Raw genomic sequence first — 24,239 nt, forward strand, 5'->3', positions numbered from 1 at the left:
TTTTCTGAAATTCATGCACGATCGCAGGAATTCTATCATTAAGGCGTCTTCTAACCGAAATTCATGCACTTTCGCAGGCTTTTTACTCTATTACTCTACTCCGTATTCAAACCTCGCTTGAATAAGGCCCGGGGCGCTCATGAACCAAAAAGCGCGAGTGACAGGGGTCGAAATACCCTGTCACTCGCGCTTTCATAAGTCGTTTATGAGACAGCCCTCTTTGCGGACTGTTATTGCGGCTAGCTATGCCCCTGCATGGCCCGCATTGCCGGTGTTCGGAATTTCATCATCAGAATCCGTATGCTCCCTCTTGTACCAGTGAAAGAAGATATAAGCAAGGATACCGCCATACATAATTTCCTGCACGAACTTCATTATGATGCCGCCCAGTTGTTGATCCTCAATAGGCTTTATCAGATTAAAGAATGATGGGCCGCCGTCAAAGCTGGCCAATAACGCGCTCGGATCACCTGAAACACAATAGCCCATCGCAACTGCCCACACTTCGGGATCATTATATGTTGCGTACATCGTGCTCGTTGTGAAGATAATCAATGCGCACGCAGGTGTTAGCAAAATACCGTTTGCGAATACGTAAGCCATCTTCCGAACATCCGTCAATCGGCTCCATTCCGGAATCGGACTTACAATCTGCCACCACATCATAAACGATGCAACGAGCATTGCGAAGTAGTAGATGCGATGTACTGTAAAATGTGTCATGACGTAATCATGCACAACCGGCACATGGTAGATGGAGAACAGCATGTTGAACAACACGAGTGAAAGAATCGGATTCATCGCCCAGCGGAATCGGCTCCAGAATGAAGCGCTGAACATCACGCGCCACATAAAAGCAGGTATTCCCAGTATAATGATCGGCGGAACGATCAAGTACGAAAGCGACATGTTCGTCATATGGAAGGAGAACATGAGATGGCCGAGAAGCTCGAGCGGGCCGCCCTGTGCCATATAATAGAGTACCATTCCGGTAACGAATAGACATTTTTGAGTTACAGTTACGCGAGCCGCCTCAGGCGCATGCTTCTCCCGCCATGGACCAGCGAGGTAGAAATATAGGATAACAAGCGCAGCCATAAAGAAGAAGAACATCGGGCTCCATAACTCTTCGAATGTGAAGTACTGCAGTCCTAACATAGCAACATGGACTCCCCTTTCCAAACTTACTTACCTTATGCTTATAAAAAAAGAGGGGGCCGACAAGGACCTCCCTCTCTTCAATTGATTACCACCAAACCCAATACTGGGCCATAACTACTGCTGTTATTGCAATTGTGATACCAAATAGAATCCCGATAATGGGATAGATATGACCACGGTCTTTCATATGCATCCAGAAAGCCATTTGAACGAACACCTGAAGAATGGCCATCCCAATCAGAATGATATAGATAAAGGTTTCATTCACTTCTCCAGCCGCTACAGCTGCAAAAGCGATCACTGTCAGCAGGATAGAGAAAATAAATGCAATAATATGCTTCTGAGGGCCTTCTGACTTATGGCGTCTGCCATTATTGTTTGCAGCTGATGGTTGATTTGCCATTTGTTAGCCCACCTTTCCCATCAAATAGACGACGGTGAAGATGAATACCCATACGACATCGATAAAGTGCCAGTACATGCCGGCAACATAAATCTTAGGAGCTGTAACGACATTAAGCCCCTTCTTGAATACTTGTGCGATAAGCAGCGAAATCCAGAGAATACCGAACGCAACGTGAGCGCCGTGGAAGCCAACAAGCGTATAGAACGAAGAGCTGAATGCGCTTGTTGTAAAGCCATGGCCTTCATGTACATAGTGGTAAAACTCATAAATTTCAAGACCAAGGAACCCTAGTCCCAGAAGAACGGTAATAATTAACCAGTTGATCATCGCTTTGACCTGATTGTTGTGCATAGCCTGAATCGCGAATACACTCGTCAAGCTCGATGTAAGCAGGAGGAGCGTAGCTGCCGCTACCAGCGGCAAGGAGAACAGCTCCTGTTCAGTAGGTCCGTCAAGCACCTGGTGACGAAGTGCCAGGAACGCGGAGAACAACGTTCCGAACAATACCGTTTCTCCGCCAAGGAAGAGCCAGAAACCGAGCACTTTATTACGGCCTTCGAGAGTTGCTTTCTCCGGCTCGTGCGGCAGTTGTCCGTCTACATGCGAATGTCCGCTCATGCTTTTACCCCCTTGTCCTGCAGTTCTTCCGGTTCAATATGGAAGCCGTGATCGTCAATTACAGAACGGAAGAACATGCATCCGAAAGTAATGACAAGCCCGCCAATACCAATGTAGTAGTTGTGATACATGAAGCCGAAGCCAGCGATAAACAAACCAAGCGACATCAGGAACGGCAGAATTGAAGGCGATGGCATGTGAATCGGACCAAGCGGTTCAGCTGGCGTCATTGCATTCTTGCCTTCCATCTTCTCTTTCCAGAAAGCGTCATAACCGCGAACAAGCGGAGTTTGTGCAAAGTTGTACTCTGGCGGCGGAGATGGAATCGTCCACTCCAGCGTACGGCCGTCTTCCCACGGATCGTTGGAAGCATTGCGAGGCTTGAGTCCCGTAACGATCATATTGATAATAAAAACGATTGTACCGAGGCCCATCAACATTGCGCCGACGGAGCTGATCAGGTTCATTTCGTTAAAGCCCATACCGTCAAGATAACGCCATACACGACGCGGCATTCCCATCAGACCAAGGAAATGCTGAATGAAGAACGTCAAGTGGAAGCCGATATAGAACAGCCAGAAGAACAATTTGCCAAGCGTTTCGTTAAGTACGCGGCCAAACATCTTCGGCCACCAGTAGAACAAGCCGGAGAAGAGACCCAGTACGAGACCACCCACGATAACGTAGTGGAAGTGGGCAACAACAAAGTAAGAATCGTGATACTGGAAGTCAGCTGGCGCAGCCGCGAGCATAACCCCTGTAACGCCACCCATAACGAATGTCGGAACGAAGCCGACAGCGAACAGGTTAGCCGTCGTAAATTTGATGGAACCGCCCCACATCGTAAACAACCAGTTGAAGATCTTAATACCGGTCGGTACGGCAATAAGCATCGTCGCAATGGAGAACAGCGCGTTCGCAATCGGGCCAAGCCCTGTCGTGAACATATGGTGAGCCCATACCATGAAGCCGAGGAAGCCGATCAGCACGGTAGCGAATACCATGGAGCTGTAACCAAACAACCGCTTGCGCGAGAAGGTACTGATTACTTCGGAGATAATTCCGAATGCCGGCAGGATCAGAATATATACTTCAGGATGTCCGAAGATCCAGAAGATATGCTCCCACAGCACTGCATTACCGCCCTGTGAGACATCGAAGAAGTTAGCTTCGAACAGCCGGTCGAACATAAGCGCAACCAGACCTACTGTCAGAGCAGGGAAAGCGAACAGAATGAGCGCAGATGTAATGAATGCCGCCCAAGTAAACATCGGCATACGCATGAAGCTCATGCCAGGCGCACGCATATTAATGATTGTTACCAGGAAGTTGATACCGCCGATAAGTGTACCGAGGCCCGCAATCTGCAAGCCGATAACGTAGTAATCGACGCCATGAGTCGAGCTGTATACGGGACTTGCGAGCGGTACGTATGAGGTCCACCCTGCATCCGGCGCGCCGCCTGCGAACCAGCTGACATTAAGCAGCACAGCTCCGAAGAAGAATGTCCAGAAGCCAAGTGCATTAACGAACGGGAATGCAACGTCGCGCGCACCGATCTGCAGCGGAATAACCGCATTCATCAGCGCGAAGATCATAGGCATCGCCGCCAGGAATATCATTGTCGTACCATGCATCGTTAACAATTGGTTGAATGTTTCGGCTGATACAAAATCATTCATCGGCTCCCAGAGCTGAATCCGAATCAGAACAGCCTCCAAGCCACCGATAATGAAGAAGAAAAAGCCAGCAAACAAATACAAAATGCCGATTTTTTTATGGTCAACGGTGGTCAGCCAGTCCAATAGACCGGTGTACCGTTTAACCGCATGAGCATGAGCCAAAGTAGGTACCTCCTTCAATCCGCAAGTAATTAGTAGTCAAGCTTCAACCCCGCCAAATATTTCGCAATGGCTTCAATCTGCTGATCGGACAACTCAACTGTAGGCATGAGGTTACCCGGCTTCACAGCTTGCGGATCTTTAATCCATTTAATTAGGTTCTCTTCCGTTGTGCCTTCATTATCGTACTTTTTATCTTCCGTGTTCACCAGAATACCGCCAACCGATTCTCTGCTGCCGATACCTGTAAGGTTAGGATAGGCTTGTGCGCCCTTGTCGCCGATCGCGTGGCAGCTCAAGCATTGATTCGTAAGCAGGTCTGCAAGCTCTTGATCCTGCGGAAGAGCTACAGGCGCTTTCTGAGCCGTAATCCAACGTTCGAACGATGCGCGGTCAACTACCTTGACCTTAAAGTCCATCAAGGAGTGCGAAGGTCCGCACAGCTCGGCGCATTTACCGAGATAAACACCCTTCTTAGGCGCTTCGAAGAACATCGTGTTCGCATTTCCTGCAGGGTTCGTATCGATCTTGCCGGCAAGAGAAGGAACCCAGAACGAGTGAAGCACGTCTGCTGTCTTCGCTTCGATGGAGATAACCGCGTCATCCGGAATAAGCAGCTCTTGGGCTGTCTTTACGCCAAGGTTCGGGTATTCAAATTCCCACCAATATTGATGAGCGGTAACTTTAACTTGAATGGCATCCGGATCTTTCGTGTAGTCTTTGGCTAGTCCGAATACTGACTGGATAGTAGGAACACCCAAGATAACGAGAAGGATGATCGGAATAACTGTCCAGATGATTTCCAGCTTGTGGTTTCCTTCAACTTGAACTGGAATGGATTTGTCGCCGGGACGACGACGGAAACGAATAATTACATAAACAGCGATTGCAAATACGATTACGACTACGATAACCATAATCAGGATCGTCAGTTTCATTAGTCCGAATTGCTCTTCGGCAACCGGCCCTTGCGGCTTAAGCGTCGACAGGTCAGCTCGTCCGCATGCTGACAACAGCAACACCATTCCGGCAAGAAGCGGCATAAGCCGTTTTAGAACGTGCCACCGATTCATCATCAATCAACCCCACTTTTTACGTTTTCACAGCAGCCGAGAATCGCACAATAAAGCGGCAAACTGCGTGATTTCCTAGCTGTTTTAGACAACTTCCGCAATCTAATCACCATATTAAATATAAAGTTGAAGGTGCTGTTTGTCAATCTTCCTAGCAGAGTTCACAAATTGTTCTCATACCAGCAGAAATGCCGATTTTATAAGGATTTTTGCTTGCCAATGCCGCAAAGTTTGAAGCCCCATGTCTATCCTTCATTGTGCACCAAACCCATGGTTGTTTATGTATGAAACGACATGCATATTTCAGATTCTGTCGTTCATGCTATAGGTAATGAAGCGGAAGGAGCATTCCAACATGAGAAATCAAGCTATGGCGCGTTCACTTATACTGCTGCTTGCCGTTCTTCTCGGCATGGCCTCTATAAGCGGATGCAATTATGAACGGCGCGTCAAGGACAGCACTTTCGATTACGGCACTCGTCAGAAGAATGATCCCAAGATGCACGGCGCGCGCATGTACGGTACGATAACCGGGCATCCCGGCCAGCATGACAATGCATGGCTCGAATACAGCTCCCTGCTCTCCACCGAGGTATCGAATATCAATGGTGTAGCCGCGGGCCTGGTCATGATTACGGATAAGAACGCCTATGCCGCCATATCACTCGACTGGACCGGTGTCGGCACGAAGAAATCAGGCGGACGCAGCTCCAGAGAACAGGATAACAGCGGCTCCACAAAAGGCGTGTACAATATTAACAACGGCAGCCCTCATTGGAACAATGAACGAATGGTCGGGCCCTATAACTCCAACTTCACAGTTAATGACCATAATCAAATATCCGAGGAGCTGAAGCAAACGATTGCCGTCCAGATTCGCAAGCTGGCGCCGGCCGTTCAGGAGGTGCATATCTCGGCGAATCAGACGTTCGTCAATGAGATCCTGCAATACGCGAAGGAAGCTTGGTCCAACCATTCGCTAACGCCATGGACGGAATCATTCAATGTTCTGGTCAAGCATCAATTCGCCGGCGGCGATGAGCTGCCCGTTCCGCTTAATATCCTGAAGCAAAAGCAGCATGCATCTCCTGCCAAAAGGGATTAGAGCGCAGCCGCTCTTCGCAGATCCACTGCGAATGCCGCTCAGGCAAAAGCCTGATGCATTCGCAATGGATTGTTATTGGGCCGCAAATCTTGAGAATGGGATCGAGAACTCCGGCATGCCTGCCGCATACGGCGTGTACTCATACAGGCCGAAGAACACAACGATGGAATCCCCTCTAATGAAGAAGCGCTGATCGGGTGCTATCGTCTCGAACGGACTGAGAAGATAAAGGTCCTGCTCCTTGATTCCTTTTTTGACTGCTTCATTAATGATCCCGATATAGTTCTCATTGCCGAGCGCCGCTTCCTTCAGCGTGATCTCTTCTCCGGTCTCCAGATTGAAATTATGCGGCTGGTAATCATACATGCCATGAGCCCCGCCACTGTATTCATAGATATTGTATTGAAGGCTTAATCTGTTCTTTTCATTATAAGTAACGGAATAACTGACATCGAAAGCCATCGGCGGTATCTCATCACCCATCTCCGCTGCGTATCCCTCGTAATCCACCATTAATTCTTGCCCGCTCTGAAAGTATTCCTCAGCCTCCGCTTTCAGCACTTCATTGATCTTGTCTTGAACAGCCTTATCTGCAAAGCCCTCCAGCTGCGGATATTGAACGGTCACCTCTCCAAACTCCGATGCATCCTCGAGCAGCTTGCCCACCAGCTTCAAATCATTCTCGATGATCGGCTGAATGGAAATCACCTTCGCCTTGGCATCATATCCAATCGCAAAGCCCATCTGCTCCAGCAGAAAGCGCAAAGGCAAATATGTCGTTCCCTTCAGCACAACCGGGGGAGTTCCATAGATCCGATTGCCGTTCAGCCAGAAGTAGTAGTCGTCCGCCTTCATCTTCATCGTTCTGTTCTTCCCGCTAACGGATATGATCCTCGTCTTCGCATCCCAGCTCGTACGAAGCCCAAGCTGCTTGCTCAGAAACGACAGCGCAACGAATGTCTCATTATCGGCTGTCATTCCGGCCGGCACGCTCAGCAATTTGCCGTCCCATTTCATTTGTACCGTCCGCATTTTCAGTACGGTCTGTGATGCGGCACTTTCCGCATATACAGTTCCGCTGACGGGAAGGACAGCAGCCGTTCCCATCAATAAGGAAGCCGCAATTGGAATCGCGAGCCATTTCCTGTTCTTCACTGTTCTTATCATCGCCACTTCTCCTCGTTTGAACACCTCATTTTGCACGCTATATTTATGATATACCCATCCCGGCCAATCTGCAAAAATAAAAACAGCACAATCAAGTCGCGCCGCCCGCTGCTCCCGCCATTTCCCTTATGTTAGAATGGTGACAAACTGGCTGTTACGAGAGGAGCAGGCATTCGGGACGAAGACAGAGTGAGGCGAAGAGACAAGCTGCTCGCGATTACCTTGGTGCGGGAAGCGCGGCCAGAAACAGCGAAGTCATTAGCCGAAAAGTTCGAGGTGTCCGAACAAAGAGACAAGCGAGCTGCGAGCTAGGCGAAACATGCGAAACGGCATTTATTTACTCGTTTCTGGCCCCATGAAGGTAAAATGCCTGCCAGAGCGCAGGTATTTTACCTTCGGTTCTCCTTAACGGCCGATTTTTCGCCTAAATTCATGCTTCATCGCAGGAATTTAACCATTATGGCTTCTAAATAACCTAAATTCATGCACATTCGCAGGCTTTTTAATCCGTCTCTCTGCCTTCAAAACAGTTAGAAAAAGGGGCGCTCATTTCACCGCCGCCTCACGTATAACGGCCGTTCTGCCTGCCGCCGAAATTATTTTACAATAGCGCTTGACATCCCCCCGAAAATGATTTATCTTTAATTTAAGATATTTGATATTAAGAAATGAAGCGAGGTGAACTACGATGAATGAAACAGTCGATAACTCATTGCATCTGAACATTGTTCTATCGAGGGCATTTCAGTGGGTCAGCGCTCATGCGCATCAGGATATACGGCGGCACGGATTGAATCCGACGGAATTCGGCGTTCTGGAATTTCTGTATCATAAAGGCTCGCAGCCACTGCAGCAGATTGGCGAGAAAATATTGATGACCAGCGGCAATATCACTTATGTCGTCGATAAGCTCTCCCAGAAGGGCCTCGTTCAGCGCAAAGCTTGCGATAGTGATCGAAGAGTGATTTTCGCAGAAATAACCGACAAGGGAAAGCAGTTTATTGAAGAAGTTTTTCCCCAGCATGAGAAGGTTATTCAGAAGGCAGTCAGCGGTCTGAGCACCGAGGAACGGGCACAAGCGATTCACCTGCTCAAGAAGCTGGGTATCGCGGCGCAAGGAAGCTTCACTTAGTCAAGGGCTATAAGCTTGTTGAAAAGGGGCAGTGCCCCATGGTTAATATCTTAATTTTAAGAAACTTAATATTAAATAAGAGGAGAGATTTATAATGAGTATCGATATTGGATTGTTGATCGTTCGACTGGTTATTGGTTTGTTGTTTGTAGGACATGGAGCGCAGAAGATGTTCGGCTGGTTCGGGGGATACGGGCTTAAAGGAACCGGCGGCTGGCTGGAATCAATCGGCGTCAAGCCGGGCGTGCTGATGGCGTTCATGGTAGCATTATTCGAGATCGCTGGCGGGCTGTCATTCGCGCTTGGGCTGTGGCTTCCGGTCGGAGCGGCACTGATCGTCATTACGATGATCGGCGGTATCGTTACGGTGCACGGCAAGAATGGATTGTGGGCCACTTCCAACGGTTATGAATATAATCTCGTTCTTATCGCTGTCGCGGTTGGTATTGCTCTTGTTGGAGCCGGAGATTACGCTGTATCGTTCTAATCGCTAATCTGTGCATAATAAACTGACGAACTCCCGCCTGCCCGCCTTATATGGCTATACACAATTACAAGCTGCCGGGCCGCTACATGCGGCTCGATTCAGCAAAGGGGATAACGATAATGCAAACTTTAGTTTATGGTCCGACTCTTCAAGCAACTGGCGCTTTTGATGGCGGCAATATTACCGAGCAGAAACCGATCGGCTTTCCTGGGGAAGGATCGGTCGTGAAACGGGTAGGCCCGCTATTCTACTGGGCTTGGGCTCATTCCAGGAGAGATGGCTATATCGGCCTCCACCCTCATCAAGCATTTGAAATTATGACTTATGTGATTCACGGCAAGGCCGAGCATGGCGATACTCTCGGAACTAGAAGCACGGTTGGCCCCGGTGGCGTACAGATTATGCAGACCGGATCAGGCGTAAGCCATGAAGAACGGTTCATCGGGCCTGATATGGAGGGCTTCCAAATCTGGTTCGAGCCGCATTTTGATGAGGCCTTGAACAGGAAGCCGACTTATCATCAATTCGAGCACGAGCAGTTTCCGATTGTGGAAGGCGACGGGTATGTGAAGAAGACAGTGATCGGACAAGGAGCGCCTGTAGAAATCGTAGTTGATGCGCTGATGTGGGATGTCGAGATCCAGCCCGGACGGGAATATCACCACTCTATTCCATCCGACCGCACACTGACTGCACTGGCGATACGTGGTGCTGGAGCGTGGTCGATCGGCCCCGGGGATGAGAAGAGCACTGCTTTTCATCATAAAGACTTTATCGTTGCCCAGGCGGATGATGCGCAGGAGATTGCGATTCGCGCTTCTGATGAAGCCCCTCTCCGTCTTATTCTGATCGAAGTGCCGACGAAAGTCGATTACCCGCTCTACCCGAAACGTTAATAATGTACGGACGAAAAAGCCGGCCTAAGCGCAGCAGCTCTGCGGCACTTAGACCGGCTTCCCTATAGCGGTTAAGCCAGTATTTGTTCAATACGCTCCAGCACATCCTGATCCAGCACGATACCTGCCGCTTTGACATTCTGAATGACCTGCTCCGGATTGCTTGCGCCGAACAACGCGCTTGCAACGTTCGTTTGGCGCAATATCCAGGCTAACGCGAGCTGCCCAACAGTAATGTCCAATTCCTCGGCGATTTGCGATAATGCAACGACCTTTGCAAGCTTCTCCTCGGTCACACCTTTGCGCATCCATTCCAGCTTCGCCGCACGGCTGCCCTCCGGCAAGTCGTCCAAGGACTTATATTTGCCCGTCAGCAAGCCTTGCGCAAGCGGCGAGAACACAACTTGCCCAATTCCGTTGCGCTCACTGAACGGGATAACTTCCTTCTCAATATAACGCTCGAACATATTATAGATCGGCTGATTGACCACGATCCGATCCAGCAGATAACGATCAGCCACAGCTAATCCTTCCGCCATCTGCGCAGCCGTCCATTCACTGACACCGACGTACAGCACTTTGCCTTGGCGAACAAGATCATCAATGGCGCGAAGCGTCTCATACAGCGGTGTCTCCGGATCATGACGGTGGCAGTAGAAAATATCTACATAATCCACACCAAGACGCTTCAAGCTGGCATTGCATTGCTCGATGACATGCTTGCGCGACAAGCCGCGGTCGTTAGGACCCTCGCCCATCGGCCAGAATGCCTTGGTCGCCAGCACATACGATTCCCGGGGGAACGCACGTATGGTCTCGCCAAGGAGAATTTCGGCCGCACCCTGCTCATACACATTTGCTGTATCAAAGAAGTTGATGCCCAGCCCATATGCCGTCTGGATCGCCTTCACCGCATTCTCTCGCTCTACATATCCGCCATAAGTCAGCCAGCTGCCGAGACTGATCTCGCTTACTTTCAATCCGCTGCCGCCAAGTCTGCGAAAATTCATCCTGCACATCCTCCTCTTAATCGAACATGACTCACAGCTACTATTGTACGCATGCTTGTATTTAATTTAAAGTAGTGAAATTATTATCACTTTATTATATTTTGTATATCTACTATACTTACCGTAACTACTATAAAGACTTCAAAGGAGACTGCAACAGCATGGCGGCCAACAACTATATTCCCAAGGAACCGACCGTAATTGATTGCAATATTGAAAAGACACTGAATGTCATTGGCGGCAAATGGGCCTTTCTCGTACTGCGCGAGCTATTCGGAGGAACAAGAAGGTTCGGCGAGCTGCAGCGGTTAATTCCTGCCGTCAGCCCCCGCGCACTGACTAGTACGCTGAGACATCTGGAAGAGCAAGGTGTACTGGAACGCTGCGTCTACCCAACCGTTCCCGTAACCGTCGAATATTCATTAACACCCAAGGGAGAGGATCTGCACCAAATAATGAAGGAAATGAAGCTGTGGGCGGCCAAATGGACATAATGGACATAATGGACATAGACATGGATGGACATAGCGCCATCCCCGGTCCTGTTCTTATTTGCCAGCTCTCCCGTATTGGCGGAACAGCCGGATGCATATAGCTACCCAGCAGCCGCTAATCCAGAATCCGGCGACAATGTCGGACGGATAGTGAACGCCAAGATAGATGCGGCTTAATCCAATGCATAGAATCATCCCCGCGCTGAATGCGATCAGCGCGGTTCTCGCTCCTCTGGTGGGCAGATGGCGCCATAACAAATAGGTCAGCAGGAAGTAGAGTGTAAAGGCCGCCATGGAGTGTCCGCTCGGAAAGCTGTAGCCCTGCTCCTCCACGATCCGGTTGATATCCGGACGGGCTCGCTGGTACATTCCCTTAAGCACACTGTTTAGTAAGGTAGATCCGGCAACGCCTCCGAGGAGGAGCAGAAGCTCCTTCCGGTGCTTGAGGATAATAGCGAGCAATGCGGCTGATGCGAGAACAAGCGGAACAACAACAGCTGCGGAGCCAATTACGGAGAAGATCTTGGCAGCACTTGTAAGCACAGAGTTCTCCCTGCCCTGAATGATATGTATAATCGCTTCATCTATATGACTAAGCTGCTCGCGCGATACCAGCACAGCAAGTCCTTGAAAACCGAATAAAGCCATAATAAGCAGAACGACGAACCACATTGTCCACAAACCTCCATGATGTCAGTAATTTCTCTTATTATAATCCTACCTCCGCCAATTCGACAATTTACGACCTTCCAACAATAATTAATTAGGCTGTTATACCCTTCCCTCCACGTGCAGCCGCGTCTAAATTCAATCATTGAAACCGATTCCGGCATATGTTATAGTGAAGGAAATTCAAAGGCAATGAAGCTTAGGGTTCAACCTCGCATATACCAGGGGTTGAACCTTATTTCGTATGCCTCACAAGAGGAGCATGATATAAGGTGCATTTGGAAGCTATTTACCACCGTGTAACTCAGAACTGGGCTTATGCTTATGATGAGAAAACCCTCCACATCCGAATTCGTACGAAGAAATCAGATGTGGCCCGCATCGATCTTAACTGTGCGGACAAATATAAGAAAGAAATAACGACCTCCGTCGTTCCAATGGTGAAATGGGCTTCCGACAATCTGTTTGACTATTGGGAAGCGGCGGTTCAGCCTCCTTACCGCCGCTTGGTTTATTATTTCATTCTTCAATCCGATGACCAAACCGTGTACTTCATGGAGAAAGGCTTCTTCGACACCCTCCCTGATAATATGGACGATGGTCTGTTCGATTTCCCTTTCCTCAATCCTGCAGATGTTATCTCCCCGCCTCAATGGGTGAAGGATGCTGTCTTCTATCAAATATTCCCTGAACGATTCGGTAACAGCGATGCTTCCCTTAATCCTCCTGGCGTAGAGCCTTGGGGCGGCGTGCCGACACGTCTGAACTACTTCGGCGGCGATCTGCAGGGCGTTATCGATCATCTTGACCATCTCAGCTCGCTTGGCGTTAACGCGATTTATTTCAATCCTATATTCGAAGCGACAACCAACCATAAATACGATACGAAGGATTACCTCAAGATCGATCCTCAATTCGGAACGAACGAGACGTTCAAGAAGCTTGTGGCTGCTTGCCACGAGAGAGGAATTCGCGTCATGCTGGATGCCGTGTTCAACCATTGCGGCCACGCTTTCCCTCCTTTCGTCGATGTTAAAGAAAAGGGCAAGGATTCCAAATACGCGGATTGGTTCCATGTACGTGAATGGCCGCTGACCGTTGTTGATGGCATCCCGACCTATGACACCTTCTCATTCGAGCCGATCATGCCGAAATTGAATACGGAGAATCCTGAGGTCAAGGAATATTTGCTCAAGGTGGCCCGGTACTGGATTGAAGAAGCTGGCATAGACGGCTGGCGACTCGATGTAGCCAATGAGGTGGATCATAAGTTCTGGAGAGAATTCCGCAATGTCGTCAAAGGAATCGATCCTGACATCTTCATTCTCGGAGAAATTTTCCATGATTCCATCCCTTGGCTGCAGGGCGACCAATTCGATGCCGTTATGAACTATCCGTTCACGAATGCCGTCCTTGATTTCTTCGCTTATAACCGAATCGATGCCGCACAGTTCACCAATAACATTAATTCGCAACTGGCGGGCTATCCTAGACAAATCAATGAAGCAGCATTCAACCTGCTGGGAAGCCATGATACCATCCGCCTGCTCACGTTGTGCGGCGGCAATAAAAATTTGATGAAGCTGGCCAGCCTGTTCCAATTTACCTTCTTCGGGTCGCCTTGCATTTATTACGGGGACGAGATCGGTATCGATGGCGAGTTGGATCCGCTCAACCGCAGATGTATGGAATGGGATCCAGCCAATCAGGATCAGGATCTGTTCTCATTCTTCCAACGTTCTATCGCATTGCGCAAGCAATATGAAGCGCTGCGTACAGGGACTCTCAAGTTCCAGCAGGATCGCTGCACTGACAAGACGCTCGTCTATGAGCGTTTCGACGAGCAGGATCACTTCATTATTCTCATGAACAACTCGGATGCCAGCATTACGTGCAAGGCTGCTGCCTCGGAGAGCAGCTGGAACGATATCGAGTCCGGCAGCACGGTTCTTGCCCAGCAAGGACAATTGACGGTAGAGCTTCCGGCATTCGGCTACGCTATTCTTCACGCAGTTAAATAATAGCCTGCTCTATTAGAAGAGGCTGTTCCCCAGGTCATTGGACCAAAGGAACAGCCTCTTTGTCGTAAGCAGCTTCTACTATGGACGACTCGTTACGATTAATGCCTGATTCGGCTCCAGCGTCACCTGCTCCAGCCCTTCACCGATGCTGGAAGATGCGAACGCACTATCGATCGCAACGAACAATCCTCCAGTGGAAGGCCCAATAAGCTCTAGCAAGTTCAGGGATACGGACTGATCTGCGCTCAAATTAAAGCATCCTGCCAGCGTTTCCTCACCACTGCGATAGCCATAAATAACGACATGATCCGGTGAATCAGCCAAAAAGAAGTTCGCCGGCTTCAGAAGCTTCTGCCATCTTGTCTTGCATGCATGAAGCTCTGCAAGAAGCGGCAGCATCGGCTCCTCGTTCGTCCAGTTCATCGTCAGCTTATTGAAGAATGCGCGCGGAATTTCAGCACCGTTCGTATTATCTCCCAAGCCGCAGTTCATCGGCTGCTCCTCATTAAGCTCGAAGCCGGTTGCGATGAATGGAATTGCATTGGGCAGGAAGTGATTGAACACGCCGATCATACGGGCCAGCTTGACACCGCCCCGGCTTGTTATTCTTGGCGTATCCGCCGTTTCTGCACAGGCGAAAATGTGAATTTCCATCTCCGGCAGATCACGGATATAGGACAGTAAATTATCCTTGGTAATGTCCGTCATGACATTCCAGCCGCTTCCAAGCATAATATTGTATCCGACCTGTGCCGCTTTCTTATGATTGCGGTTGAACAGATCCTCGCTGATTAGCAGCGCATTAGGCCGCATCGTTTGAATCGTTTGAACGATTTCATCAAGAAGCGGTATGGGCAAGACATGGCCGATATCGATGCGGAATCCGTCAATGCCATACGTATCCAGATTGAATTTGATCGCATCAATGAGATAATCCCATAGCTCGCGATTCGGCTGTTCAGCCGGATAATAGTTGCATTTGATCGTATCAAACAGCACATATGGCGCTTGATCCGGCTTAATCAGCGATCCAGTGTGCGGCGCAAAGTCATGGTACAAGCGCAGGAATGTAATATCCGTCCATATCGGCTGCGTGTCATTCACCCAATCCGAATGTGCTGGCGATGTCGTTATTCCCATCTCGTTCTCGACCAGTGTCAGAATCTCTTCGCCCGTCTCCTGCGCGCGCTTCTTCAGCTCTTCCCACAGCTCCGGGTTCAGTACATTCGGCGGCTGCGAGAACTGCTCCAGGAATGGCGCTGTCTCCTTGCTGCGGTATACGGTCTCCACCTTATCAGGTGTACACTCCTCGAAGGGAGCCAGCTCCGGAATATGAGGCAGCCGGAAGTCGTCGAATGCATCCTTGCGCATCCAATAGACCCAGTCGGGATGCTCTGGAATAATATCGCTGTTCCGCGCTGTAACACGGGGAATAAAGTCAACCGTCACCCGGATATCGAGCAGATGGCAAGCTTCCACCAGCGCGGCAAACTCATCATGAATCGTCAGATCCGCCATATCGTCAAGCAGCTCATCATGCAGATTGGGATCAAGATCAAAGAGTGATTGCACCGCATACGGGGACCCGATGTCCCCCTTCAGATGCATCTGGCTGTAACGGGTAACAGGGAGAACATACAGAATATTAACTCCCATCTCCTTCAGAATCGGCAGCAGCAGGATCATTCTCAGGAAGGTGCCCGACTCAATCTCCCCGTCATGATCATAATCCCAGGCGGTAGAATAACGGACAAGCGAAGAATAGATAATGCTTGCATCCAGATTCGTTGCCGCCCTGGAGTCAAATGCTGTTGATGATTGCTGCTGTACATACTGCAAATGCTCAGTGAGAAAATCAAATGCCGAAACCTTGATTTCTCCCTCGCGCTCTTCCAGAATGCCCCCATAGCCGCAAACATTCCAAAGTGCAGGTATCCATAACGTTTCCTTCCGCCCACTTCTGTTCGACGAAAGAAAATCAACAATCTTTGTTAATGGCGTTAATTGCGTAATTGTCATTGCCATCCTTATTCTCTCCTCTTCACTTGATGCGGATAGGGGACGCGTTATTCAGCTAGGCCGATATGTTATCAACCAAATTTTTCATCCATTTGCGGGAATTAATTCTCACCAGCCCGAAGACAAAGCGAACGACTTCCTCCAGCGACAGGAAGAAATAGACCCAGAACACGGGCTGCTTCCAGACGACAGAGAGCAAGAGGCCAAGCGGCACACCGATAAGCCAAGTTGTCGATGATTCAAGCTTGAATATAAATCTGCTGTCTCCACCGCTCTGCAGTATACCGCCCGCAATAATCATGTTGGCTACCTTAACCCACATAATGCCGGCGAATACCCAGATTACATAAATGCTGAGCTGGTTCGCTTCATCCGAGATATTGAACGCCTTCACATATAGCGGAGATAACGCCGCGATAATAACGCCCAATATGACCGAACTGATAATACCGAATCGGATAAATCTCTTCGCATAATCAAGCGCGGAATCATTCTCGCCGGCACCTAATTTATTGCCCACTATAACAGCTGCTGCACCGGACAAGCCGGACAGCAATCCAATCGTTAAACCTTGCAGCGGGAATGTGATCGTCATCGCCGTCATCTCGATTGTCCCCATCCTGCTATAGATGATCGCATAGACAGCCTCACCCAAAACCCATACTAATTCTGTCAAAATAATCGGGTATGTCGTTTGGAAAAACTTCTTCACGAGCGGTCCCGATATACTGAACAGATATTTAACCTCGACAGAGCCCGGCAAGCGGAACTTGTACACAGCCCCGATAATCAGTATGCACTCCACGATCCGCGAGATGACGGTCGCATAGGCGGACCCCTCCAGCCCCATCTCTGGAAAGCCGAAATGTCCGTAGATCAACAGATAGTTCAGGACGATGTTCAAAGCAACGACAGCCAAACTGACATACATAGGGAATTTCACATGTCCTGTGCTGCGCAAAATTGCTGAATACATCATCGTAAGCATCGTTGGCACGTAACTGATTGCAACAACCTTCAAGAAAATATAGCCGTTCTCCGTAACGTTCGTATCGGTTGTGAACAAGCTTAGACAAAATTCCGGATAGAAGAATACGATAATACTGAACAGGAGAGATAGCACGATGCCAAGCATCAAGGCGAAGCCGAGCAGCTGCGATATGCTTTTCGTATCCTTGTTCCCCCAGAACTGGGCCGCGAAGATCGATACCCCTGTAGCCAAGCCTGCCAACACAACCGCAATAATACTGTATATCTTGCTCGCCATACCGACCGAGGCTATCGCCACATCACCGAGCTGGCCGACCATCAGTTGATCGGTCAAATACAGAACAGCCATAATCAAGCTTTGCAGAGCGATTGGAACAGCGATCTTGTAGAGATTGATGTAAAAATCCTTTTTGTTGTCCATACACTTGCCCATCCTCGCATCTTATAAGATAGCAATCCCTTTGTTGATAATTTCCTCATAACTTGTAATGACCCGGTCTGCTTGCGACAGATCCTGCTTGCCGGAATTGGGATTGAAATATCCGATACAAGTCATGCCGGCGGCCTTCGCTGCCGTCACCCCATGATGAGAGTCTTCAATGACCAGACATTCGGCAGGCGATACGCCCAGCAGCTCAGCGGCACGAAGGAATATATCCGGCGCAGGCTTGCCCCTCGGCACCTGCTCTCCACTAACAACGACTTGAAAGTCGGACTTTAGTCCGACCTTCGTCAATATCGTGTCAATTAACGCCAATGAAGAGGATGAAGCCAGCGCAATTGGAATCCCTTCCTCACGCAAACGCCCAATGAGTGCCGTCACTCCCTCAATAGGAGACAGCTCCGCAGTATCAGCCATGGACTTGATAACTTGTCCCTCATGGCCAGCCAACAGCTCATCTGCTGACAGCTCCAGGCCAAAACGGTCTTTGAGCTGCTCCCACATCGTGCGCAGAGGTATGCCTACATAGGCATGATGCTCCACCTCATTAAGCGAAAAACCATGGGAAGCGAATGAAGACTTCTCAATCTCAAAATATAGCGGCTCGCTATCTACCAATACGCCGTCCATATCGAAGATGACAGCTCCAAGCCCGCTAATATCAGACCTAACCATGCATGGCCGCCTCGCCGACCATATAATTAGACTTTGTGTAGCGCATCAGCGTATAATTCTCCTTCGTCTGCACCTCGAGCACTTTGAACCTCTTCGTCAAATTAAGCTCGTGATAGCCTTCACCGTCAACCAGCGTAATATTGGACGCGCCGCCAATGATGATCGGAAGCTGCATCAGAATGATTTCATCAACCAGGTTATGGTCGAAAACATGCCAGTTAAGCAGGCCTCCGCCCTCTACCATCAAGCTCTTGAAGCCGAATTGCTCCTCCAGAATTTTGAACAGCTGCTCAAAATCAACCATGTCCTTGCCGCAGATCAGCACTTCCTTGCCCAGCTCCTGAATAGCGCGCACCTTATCCGGCTCAGCACCGCTCTCCGTCGTTACGATAATGGTTCTGCCGTCGTCCTTGAACACGTTGCTGTCCAGCGGAATATCCATCGATCTGGTCGGAATAATCCGTGCCGGGTTATTGTTCGCCTCATAGCGGTTCGTCAGGAACGGGTTGTCCGTAAGAATCGTATTCTTGCCAACCATGATGCCATCCACTTGTCCGCGGAATTTATGAATATATTCGGTATCCTTCTGATTGAATAATTGAAAAAGCTCTTTACTGGAATGTCCCGATCCGAAAGTTAATTTCCCATCAATTGAAATTTGGCTGAATATTGTTACTTTCATACCGTCTCCATCTCCTCGTTAGTCCGATTTAGACTTGCTTCCATCTCTGATACTGCTATATCCAACTTCTGGTCGATCAAGTCCAGTGCTCGCTCCGGTCCCTCGGTCTTCAGCACCTCAAGCGCACATGCGATTGCGATCCAAACGATAATCATAAATGGACTTACAGGCATCGAATGGCAATGCTTCAGAAGAGAAATCAGCATCCGCTTGTTCGGTGAGCCGGCTGCCTCCAGCTTCTCCAATATCTCAGTGTTCGCCGGGATTCGCTGAACCCGGTTAGCCCACAACAGCTGGCATTCCTCGCTTAGCATAAAACGGACAAAGGATTTAATATCTTCGCCGTACTCGGATTCCAGTGAATGATTAGGAAAAACCAGACCGATCGATGATGTCATCGAGACGGATGGATTCCCCCGAATGCTCGGCAGCTGGCCAACTCCCAGGCGCCCTTCCATATTCCGGCTAAGATGGTTGAAGATCCATTCGCCGCTAATAATAGCCCCGATCTTCCCGGCAATAAACTGCTCGAGAAGCTCAGTCGCGCCATCCAGGCTGATGATGCGTCCTGAAGCGGTTTGATTATTCAGGAAGGCCAGCGCCTGTTCCATCTCTTCTGTCGCCAGATTCGGCCTGCCGTCCTTCAGCGGCCATCCGCCGAAAGCAGTTAAATAGGCAATAAAGACATACGCTTGCGACAAATCCGCGCCGAAAGGCTTAATACCCGACTCCAGCAGATTATCCGCCTGCGCTTCGATGCTCTCCCATGTCAGCGGCGCTTCTTCATATATTTCTTTGTTGTAATAACATACCAAATGATTGCCCAGTAGTACGGGAACTCCATACTGTCCGCCATCAAACTGCATCGTTGCAAGCGAAGCATCTGACATCAGGCCACCGTACAGCTCTTCTGGAACCAATGAGTACAGGCCTACCTTGTTATAGGTGATCATATCTGATGGAACGAAAGCAAGCTGCGGTCCTTTGCCGGTTTTGCGAACATTGCCCAGAGCTGTTCCCAGTTCAGCAATGTTCATCACCTCTGGCGTAACGTTGATGTCATGGCGCTCAGAATATAGTCTGCAAATCTCCTCAAGCACTTCTATCGATGTATCACCAGGACCATCAAATTCATGCCATATGGTCATTTCCCTCTTTATCTCTATATTCTCTCCCATTCCAATGCGCCTCCCAGCTAAATCAAACTAGACTTGTCCGCTTCAAGTAGTGGATTCTAGGGTGTGAAAACTGTTTTAATCGTTTCGCTCTCAACCCGATGTCTAGATTTCAAATCATAGCCCAGCAATTCATGGATGGCTTTCTCGTATTCGCCCAGCTTGTATTTTCTCGTAACCAGATCCTCGAGTCCCGGCATTTGTCCCGCTAAATGAAGCGCAGGACCGAACATGTGGCGGTACTCTCCTGCTCCGATAATTCTGACACCGTTCTGGATATATTTTGTCGGCGAGAAGGTGTACTTGTACGTCCCGTTGATCCCGAAGGGAACAATTCTGCCGCCTCTGTCTATCCACCGATCCGCGGTCTCCAGTTGATTGCCTACCGTGTCGATAATGACATCGAACTTCCGGCCATCCAGAAGTCCCGATACGAACTCCTCTGTCAGCTCGTCCGGAGTTATGGCAACATCAGCGATTGTCTCGGAGAAACCAAGACGATACGGATTAGGCTCCGTAGCGACTGTCACCCGCGTTCTCAGCGCCTTGCTGACCATCTGGCACAATATGCCCATTGGCCCCGACCCAAGAACTAATACTGCGTCATACTGGCTTACGTTCGCCTCCAGAAAGTTATGAAGCACACAAGCCAGCGGCTCAATGAGAACTGCAGCCTCAAGACTCATAGAGTCCGGGATGCGATGAACGAAGCGAGAGTCGATGACAAAATACTCGGCAAAGGTGCCTGGGGCGTTCAATCCCGAGATCACCATTCCGTTGCCATCCGTACCCAAGCATAAATGCGGCTGGTCCTTGCCGCAGAAGTAGCATTCTCCACAACTCTGATTGGGATCGATAACGACTCTGTCGCCGACTTGAAGCCCAGTCACCTGTTCTCCGGTCTCTACAATGATTCCGACTGCCTCATGTCCCCGAATGACATCGGGTACGCCTTCTTCCTTGCCCGTTATTACCGCCAGATCAGTACCGCATATACCAGTCAGCCGGATCTGAATTTTCACTTCAGTCGGCGATCCAATTTGCGGCTCTTCTCTCTGATCAAGCTCCAGTAGGTTTTTCGTCGTCCAGACTAATGCCTCCATGCCTTCCACCTCCTATAGTAAAAACCATACAAGACGGATTAAGAAACCGAGCGAAACATCGCATACCCGAAGCCGGGGAGTGATATCTCAAGCTCTCCATTCGCTGCATGAACGCCAGTACCTGTCCAAATCTCCTGCCAATGAGGACTGGAGGCTGCAACCTTAAGCTCCACGGACTCGGTACTTGCATTCATCATCACAATGAATCGGTTCCCATCATCCCATCTCTCATAAGCCACTCTATTATCTCTATCCATCGCATGTAAAAAGCGGAAACGACCAGTACGAAGCACCGGATTCTCTTGTCGCAATTTGATAAGCGTCTGGTAGAACTGGAATAGCTCGCGGTTCTGTCCGCGCTCATCCCAGATCATGCATTTCCTGTTGTCGGGATCATTCTCTCCTGTCATGCCAATCTCATCCCCGTAATAAATACAGGGTGCACCATAGTAAGTGAATTGGAATAATACTGCCAGTTTCGATTGATTCACATTGCCGCCGCATAGTGTAAGTAATCTTGGCGTATCATGACTCCCCAATACTTGGAAGGATGCCTCGACTGCCTGCAGCGGATAAGCGGCCAATTGAGCGCCGACTGAATCGGCAAACTCCTTGCCATCTATAACGCCGCGGGCAAAAAATTTAATAACGCTGTCTCTCACCGGATAGTTCATGACCGCATCGAGCTGATCGCCCTGCAGCCATGCCATGGAATCATGCATAATCTCACCGACAAGATAGGCATCAGGCTTCGCCGCCTTGACAACCTCCCGCAGCTTGCGCCAGAAACGGTGATCCACTTCATTAGCCACATCGAGCCTGTAACCATCAACATCCGCTATGCGAATCCAATAATCAGCCACATTCAGCAAATATTCGCATACCTCCGGATTAGCCGTGTTGAACTTGGGCAGATTGGGCTCGAAGCTGAACGTCTCGTACGCCGCTGCCCCCTCGCTTGCCTGCAGCGGCCACTGCCGGACAAGGAACCAGTCCGCGTAGCGCGATTCTTGCCCTTTCTCCAGTACGTCCACGAACGGAGGAAAGGCACTGCCGCTATGGTTGAAGACGATGTCCAGAAGCACTCTAATGCCTCGGCTGTGGCAAACAGCAACCAGTTCTTTCAGCAGCTCGTTGGTGCCAAAGTGCGCGTCTACTTGCAAATAATTTTTGGTATCGTACTTATGATTCGTATCTGCTTCGAACAATGGCGTAAAATAAATCGCATTGACGCCAAGCTGCTCCAAATGATCAAGGTGATCCAGTACGCCCTGCAGGTCGCCGCCAAAATAATTTCTGAATCCGGGCTCGCCGCCCCACGCCTCCGTATCAGGAGGATCATTGCTTCTATCCCCGTTCGCAAAGCGTTCTGGAAAGATCTGATAGAACACAGCATCCTTTACCCACTCTGGCGGTTGAAAGATATCGGCAGCATGCAAATACGGATATTCGAAATTACCGTCAGAATTTTCAGACGGATTAGCTTTGCACCAGCGTTCTCCGTAATATAATTGCTCATCTCCGGATTGCAGGTGGAACCGGTAGCTGAGCCTTCCATTCGGCGGCTTTACAACGGCTTCCCAATAATCATATAAGCTGTCCGAAACAAGTTTTATCATGCCCCCCCTTTCTTCTGTCTTTAACCAATCGTACTTGTCCCCGTAACAAACCTGCACCCTTTCTACATCGTCTCTCATTGTTCGGAGACGAATATAGATTGTTGAACGGTCATAGGCAAACGCCCAGTTTTGTTTGTGACGATGGTACAGCGCTGCATGATTCATCACGTTCCCCCTTCCACGGTTCCACCGTACAACAAAAGGCACAACCTTATATTCAGTGAGGTTGTACCTTGAGGTAACATGGCCTTCAATTTTTTTTCCAAATTTTAACGCCAATTAATGATGTAATATGTGTCTGCGGCTGTACAATCATCTTAATAGAACTCAGCAAACCCTGTCAATCTTTACTATATCTTCTCTCAAAATAGCCTAAAATACTACTTATAGCCTATTCATATTACTTAAAAATAGTTCTTATGGACTATAAATGAATACGCTTACATTGTCTTCCATAAATTACATCTCTCTGAATGCGTTTTCACAGACTTTCTTCTAGATTTCTTTTTGATTTCATTTATATTTCATTAATATTTCATTTTCGTTTCATATTGATTGCTTGTAATTTACAATGCTTTAACACGCATTTTTCATTAAATTTTATGCATCATTTGCAAAAGAGATAAATCGATCCTTTCGCTAATCATATTGCAGCTGATGGAAGCGTCACCACTATTATAGTAACAATGTACTAGTCATTAAGAAGTGCCGCCCTCGCCAAATTAGCAAGCAAAATTAGTGGAATCTATTCATTTGCCGCCAACAGCCCTTCAATACTCATTTTTTCAACTTCCCACACGTGTCCGTGGACCGAAAAAAGACCTGGGGCAGCCATTATTTTCTTGTAGAAGCATGTCGTTTAAAATAATTTTCGTCTTTTCAGCCGCTAAAATTGTCGATGAATCCAAAAGAATCAGCTCCCCCTCATTCGCATCGGCCGATTGATGATGGAACATGTCCGTCTTTATGATCCGTTTTCATATTATGCTGCAATTGAATGCCACAGCAAAGAATCCTCCTGCTCCACTGTTGCAGTGGTTCAGGAGGATTCTTGCCTTGCTTAAACGTTGTCGAAGCTTAGTCTTACTTGCCGATGCGAGCGAAAGGAACGGTCAGAAGGTCAGTGTCGCCCCACTCTTTCGGAGAGTTGGATTCGCTTACTCCTGGCGTGTCGGAAGTCGCCGGATCGTTAGGGATGGAATCTACAGGCGAGAACTCGCCTTGGTGAAGCATAACGCCGATTCCGGAAGTCTCGATGTTCGGGTTGCCGATTGCGCTCAGTGGAATCTTCGCTTCGTAGAACGTGTCACGATTCGCATCATGACCGAGTGCTGCGAAATCGACCACTTTGCTTGCATTGGTGACATCATCCGCATCTTTTACGCCCCACAGTGTGGTGTAGCCTTTGCCCTTCGCAAATTTAACCGTAATGCCTGCTGCTGCGCCTGTCTTGT

At 49.0% G+C, this 24,239-nt stretch carries 22 protein-coding genes; 6 read left to right on the plus strand and 16 right to left on the minus strand.

Going from position 1 to position 24,239, the window contains the following annotated elements; all coding sequences use genetic code 11:
• Nucleotides 1–243: 243 nt before the first annotated feature.
• The 5 genes from ctaG to coxB all read right to left on the minus strand — a co-directional run bounded on the left by ctaG (nucleotide 244) and on the right by coxB (nucleotide 5,102).
• Complete coding sequence (gene ctaG / locus K0T92_RS19415; protein ID WP_219874139.1) at nucleotides 244–1,158, minus strand: cytochrome c oxidase assembly factor CtaG; 915 nt, start codon at nucleotides 1,156–1,158, stop codon at nucleotides 244–246.
• Between the two features lie 88 nt (nucleotides 1,159–1,246).
• Complete coding sequence (locus K0T92_RS19420) at nucleotides 1,247–1,564, minus strand: cytochrome C oxidase subunit IV family protein (protein ID WP_219874140.1); 318 nt, start codon at nucleotides 1,562–1,564, stop codon at nucleotides 1,247–1,249.
• Between the two features lie 3 nt (nucleotides 1,565–1,567).
• A complete protein-coding gene (locus K0T92_RS19425) occupies nucleotides 1,568–2,185 on the minus strand; it encodes a cytochrome c oxidase subunit 3 (RefSeq protein WP_219874141.1) in 618 nt (205 codons plus the stop codon).
• Nucleotides 2,182–4,029: a cytochrome c oxidase subunit I gene (gene ctaD, locus K0T92_RS19430; RefSeq protein WP_219874142.1), complete on the minus strand. Its 1,848-nt coding sequence runs from the start codon at nucleotides 4,027–4,029 to the stop codon at nucleotides 2,182–2,184. The genes K0T92_RS19425 and ctaD overlap by 4 nt, the downstream gene beginning before the upstream one ends.
• A 29-nt stretch (nucleotides 4,030–4,058) precedes the next feature.
• The gene (gene coxB / locus K0T92_RS19435; RefSeq protein WP_219874143.1) at nucleotides 4,059–5,102 is read right to left on the minus strand and encodes a cytochrome c oxidase subunit II; all 1,044 of its coding nucleotides are present in this window, start codon (nucleotides 5,100–5,102) and stop codon (nucleotides 4,059–4,061) included.
• A gap of 352 nt (nucleotides 5,103–5,454) precedes the next feature.
• On the opposite strand from coxB, the gene K0T92_RS19440 reads away from it, so the two are divergent.
• Nucleotides 5,455–6,204, plus strand: coding sequence for a hypothetical protein (locus tag K0T92_RS19440; protein ID WP_246628282.1), 750 nt, complete (start codon nucleotides 5,455–5,457; stop codon nucleotides 6,202–6,204).
• 72 nt (nucleotides 6,205–6,276) lie between these two features.
• On the opposite strand, the gene K0T92_RS19445 is transcribed toward K0T92_RS19440, so the two are convergent.
• A complete protein-coding gene (locus K0T92_RS19445; RefSeq protein WP_219874144.1) occupies nucleotides 6,277–7,371 on the minus strand; it encodes a PdaC/SigV domain-containing protein in 1,095 nt (364 codons plus the stop codon).
• A gap of 688 nt (nucleotides 7,372–8,059) precedes the next feature.
• On the opposite strand from K0T92_RS19445, the gene K0T92_RS19450 reads away from it, so the two are divergent.
• From K0T92_RS19450 to K0T92_RS19460, 3 genes are all read left to right on the plus strand, one after another.
• Nucleotides 8,060–8,503, plus strand: coding sequence for a MarR family winged helix-turn-helix transcriptional regulator (locus K0T92_RS19450; RefSeq protein WP_219874145.1), 444 nt, complete (start codon nucleotides 8,060–8,062; stop codon nucleotides 8,501–8,503).
• Nucleotides 8,504–8,597: 94 nt separating this feature from the next.
• The gene (locus tag K0T92_RS19455) at nucleotides 8,598–8,990 is read left to right on the plus strand and encodes a DoxX family protein (protein WP_219874146.1); all 393 of its coding nucleotides are present in this window, start codon (nucleotides 8,598–8,600) and stop codon (nucleotides 8,988–8,990) included.
• Between the two features lie 119 nt (nucleotides 8,991–9,109).
• Nucleotides 9,110–9,886, plus strand: coding sequence for a pirin family protein (locus tag K0T92_RS19460; RefSeq protein ID WP_219874147.1), 777 nt, complete (start codon nucleotides 9,110–9,112; stop codon nucleotides 9,884–9,886).
• A 71-nt stretch (nucleotides 9,887–9,957) separates the two neighbouring features.
• Here the strand turns inward: K0T92_RS19460 and K0T92_RS19465 are convergent, their stop codons facing one another.
• Nucleotides 9,958–10,896, minus strand: coding sequence for an aldo/keto reductase family protein (locus tag K0T92_RS19465; RefSeq protein ID WP_219874148.1), 939 nt, complete (start codon nucleotides 10,894–10,896; stop codon nucleotides 9,958–9,960).
• Between the two features lie 161 nt (nucleotides 10,897–11,057).
• Between K0T92_RS19465 and K0T92_RS19470 the strand changes: the two genes are divergently transcribed.
• The gene (locus K0T92_RS19470; RefSeq protein WP_219874149.1) at nucleotides 11,058–11,390 is read left to right on the plus strand and encodes a winged helix-turn-helix transcriptional regulator; all 333 of its coding nucleotides are present in this window, start codon (nucleotides 11,058–11,060) and stop codon (nucleotides 11,388–11,390) included.
• A gap of 54 nt (nucleotides 11,391–11,444) precedes the next feature.
• Here K0T92_RS19470 and K0T92_RS19475 read toward each other — a convergent pair whose 3' ends face one another.
• Complete coding sequence (locus K0T92_RS19475; protein WP_219874150.1) at nucleotides 11,445–12,062, minus strand: phosphatase PAP2 family protein; 618 nt, start codon at nucleotides 12,060–12,062, stop codon at nucleotides 11,445–11,447.
• 269 nt (nucleotides 12,063–12,331) lie between these two features.
• Between K0T92_RS19475 and K0T92_RS19480 the strand changes: the two genes are divergently transcribed.
• A complete protein-coding gene (locus tag K0T92_RS19480) occupies nucleotides 12,332–14,080 on the plus strand; it encodes an alpha amylase N-terminal ig-like domain-containing protein (RefSeq protein WP_219874151.1) in 1,749 nt (582 codons plus the stop codon).
• Between the two features lie 78 nt (nucleotides 14,081–14,158).
• On the opposite strand, the gene K0T92_RS19485 is transcribed toward K0T92_RS19480, so the two are convergent.
• The 8 genes from K0T92_RS19485 to K0T92_RS19520 all read right to left on the minus strand — a co-directional run.
• Nucleotides 14,159–16,105 carry an alpha-amylase family protein gene (locus K0T92_RS19485; protein ID WP_246628283.1) on the minus strand — a complete coding sequence of 649 codons (1,947 nt, stop codon included), beginning with the start codon at nucleotides 16,103–16,105 and terminating at the stop codon, nucleotides 14,159–14,161.
• A gap of 49 nt (nucleotides 16,106–16,154) precedes the next feature.
• A complete protein-coding gene (locus K0T92_RS19490; RefSeq protein WP_219874152.1) occupies nucleotides 16,155–17,510 on the minus strand; it encodes an MATE family efflux transporter in 1,356 nt (451 codons plus the stop codon).
• Nucleotides 17,511–17,531: 21 nt separating this feature from the next.
• Complete coding sequence (locus tag K0T92_RS19495) at nucleotides 17,532–18,206, minus strand: HAD family hydrolase (RefSeq protein ID WP_219874153.1); 675 nt, start codon at nucleotides 18,204–18,206, stop codon at nucleotides 17,532–17,534.
• On the minus strand, nucleotides 18,199–18,888 hold the full coding sequence (locus tag K0T92_RS19500) for a dihydrofolate reductase family protein (RefSeq protein ID WP_219874154.1): 690 nt from the start codon (nucleotides 18,886–18,888) through the stop codon (nucleotides 18,199–18,201). Before K0T92_RS19500 ends, K0T92_RS19495 begins: the two co-directional genes overlap by 8 nt.
• A complete protein-coding gene (locus K0T92_RS19505) occupies nucleotides 18,885–20,066 on the minus strand; it encodes a sugar ABC transporter substrate-binding protein (protein ID WP_219874155.1) in 1,182 nt (393 codons plus the stop codon). Before K0T92_RS19505 ends, K0T92_RS19500 begins: the two co-directional genes overlap by 4 nt.
• A 56-nt stretch (nucleotides 20,067–20,122) precedes the next feature.
• Nucleotides 20,123–21,166, minus strand: a complete 1,044-nt coding sequence (locus K0T92_RS19510) for a zinc-dependent alcohol dehydrogenase (protein WP_219874156.1) — start codon at nucleotides 21,164–21,166, stop codon at nucleotides 20,123–20,125.
• 38 nt (nucleotides 21,167–21,204) lie between these two features.
• Nucleotides 21,205–22,950, minus strand: a complete 1,746-nt coding sequence (locus tag K0T92_RS19515; RefSeq protein WP_219874157.1) for an alpha-glycosidase — start codon at nucleotides 22,948–22,950, stop codon at nucleotides 21,205–21,207.
• A 918-nt stretch (nucleotides 22,951–23,868) separates the two neighbouring features.
• Nucleotides 23,869–24,239, minus strand: a 371-nt coding sequence (locus tag K0T92_RS19520; protein WP_219874158.1) for a hypothetical protein, incomplete at its 5' end; no start/stop codon positions are given.

Source organism: Paenibacillus oenotherae (assembly GCF_019443105.1).
Taxonomy (GTDB): Bacteria; Bacillota; Bacilli; order Paenibacillales; family Paenibacillaceae; genus Paenibacillus_Z; species Paenibacillus_Z oenotherae.

Bases quoted from the DNA above. Each gene is read 5' to 3' on its own strand.
- ctaG (WP_219874139.1), bottom strand. From the start codon at position 1,158: ATGTTAGGACTGCAGTACTTCACATTCGAAGAGTTATGGAGCCCGATG.
- K0T92_RS19420 (WP_219874140.1), bottom strand. From the start codon at position 1,564: ATGGCAAATCAACCATCAGCTGCAAACAATAATGGCAGACGCCATAAG.
- K0T92_RS19425 (WP_219874141.1), bottom strand. From the start codon at position 2,185: ATGAGCGGACATTCGCATGTAGACGGACAACTGCCGCACGAGCCGGAG.
- coxB (WP_219874143.1), bottom strand. From the start codon at position 5,102: ATGATGAATCGGTGGCACGTTCTAAAACGGCTTATGCCGCTTCTTGCC.
- K0T92_RS19440 (WP_246628282.1), top strand. From the start codon at position 5,455: ATGAGAAATCAAGCTATGGCGCGTTCACTTATACTGCTGCTTGCCGTT.
- K0T92_RS19445 (WP_219874144.1), bottom strand. From the start codon at position 7,371: ATGATAAGAACAGTGAAGAACAGGAAATGGCTCGCGATTCCAATTGCG.
- K0T92_RS19450 (WP_219874145.1), top strand. From the start codon at position 8,060: ATGAATGAAACAGTCGATAACTCATTGCATCTGAACATTGTTCTATCG.
- K0T92_RS19455 (WP_219874146.1), top strand. From the start codon at position 8,598: ATGAGTATCGATATTGGATTGTTGATCGTTCGACTGGTTATTGGTTTG.
- K0T92_RS19460 (WP_219874147.1), top strand. From the start codon at position 9,110: ATGCAAACTTTAGTTTATGGTCCGACTCTTCAAGCAACTGGCGCTTTT.
- K0T92_RS19465 (WP_219874148.1), bottom strand. From the start codon at position 10,896: ATGAATTTTCGCAGACTTGGCGGCAGCGGATTGAAAGTAAGCGAGATC.
- K0T92_RS19470 (WP_219874149.1), top strand. From the start codon at position 11,058: ATGGCGGCCAACAACTATATTCCCAAGGAACCGACCGTAATTGATTGC.
- K0T92_RS19475 (WP_219874150.1), bottom strand. From the start codon at position 12,062: ATGTGGTTCGTCGTTCTGCTTATTATGGCTTTATTCGGTTTTCAAGGA.
- K0T92_RS19485 (WP_246628283.1), bottom strand. From the start codon at position 16,105: ATGGCAATGACAATTACGCAATTAACGCCATTAACAAAGATTGTTGAT.
- K0T92_RS19490 (WP_219874152.1), bottom strand. From the start codon at position 17,510: ATGGACAACAAAAAGGATTTTTACATCAATCTCTACAAGATCGCTGTT.
- K0T92_RS19495 (WP_219874153.1), bottom strand. From the start codon at position 18,206: ATGGTTAGGTCTGATATTAGCGGGCTTGGAGCTGTCATCTTCGATATG.
- K0T92_RS19500 (WP_219874154.1), bottom strand. From the start codon at position 18,888: ATGAAAGTAACAATATTCAGCCAAATTTCAATTGATGGGAAATTAACT.
- K0T92_RS19505 (WP_219874155.1), bottom strand. From the start codon at position 20,066: ATGGGAGAGAATATAGAGATAAAGAGGGAAATGACCATATGGCATGAA.
- K0T92_RS19510 (WP_219874156.1), bottom strand. From the start codon at position 21,166: ATGGAGGCATTAGTCTGGACGACGAAAAACCTACTGGAGCTTGATCAG.
- K0T92_RS19515 (WP_219874157.1), bottom strand. From the start codon at position 22,950: ATGAATCATGCAGCGCTGTACCATCGTCACAAACAAAACTGGGCGTTT.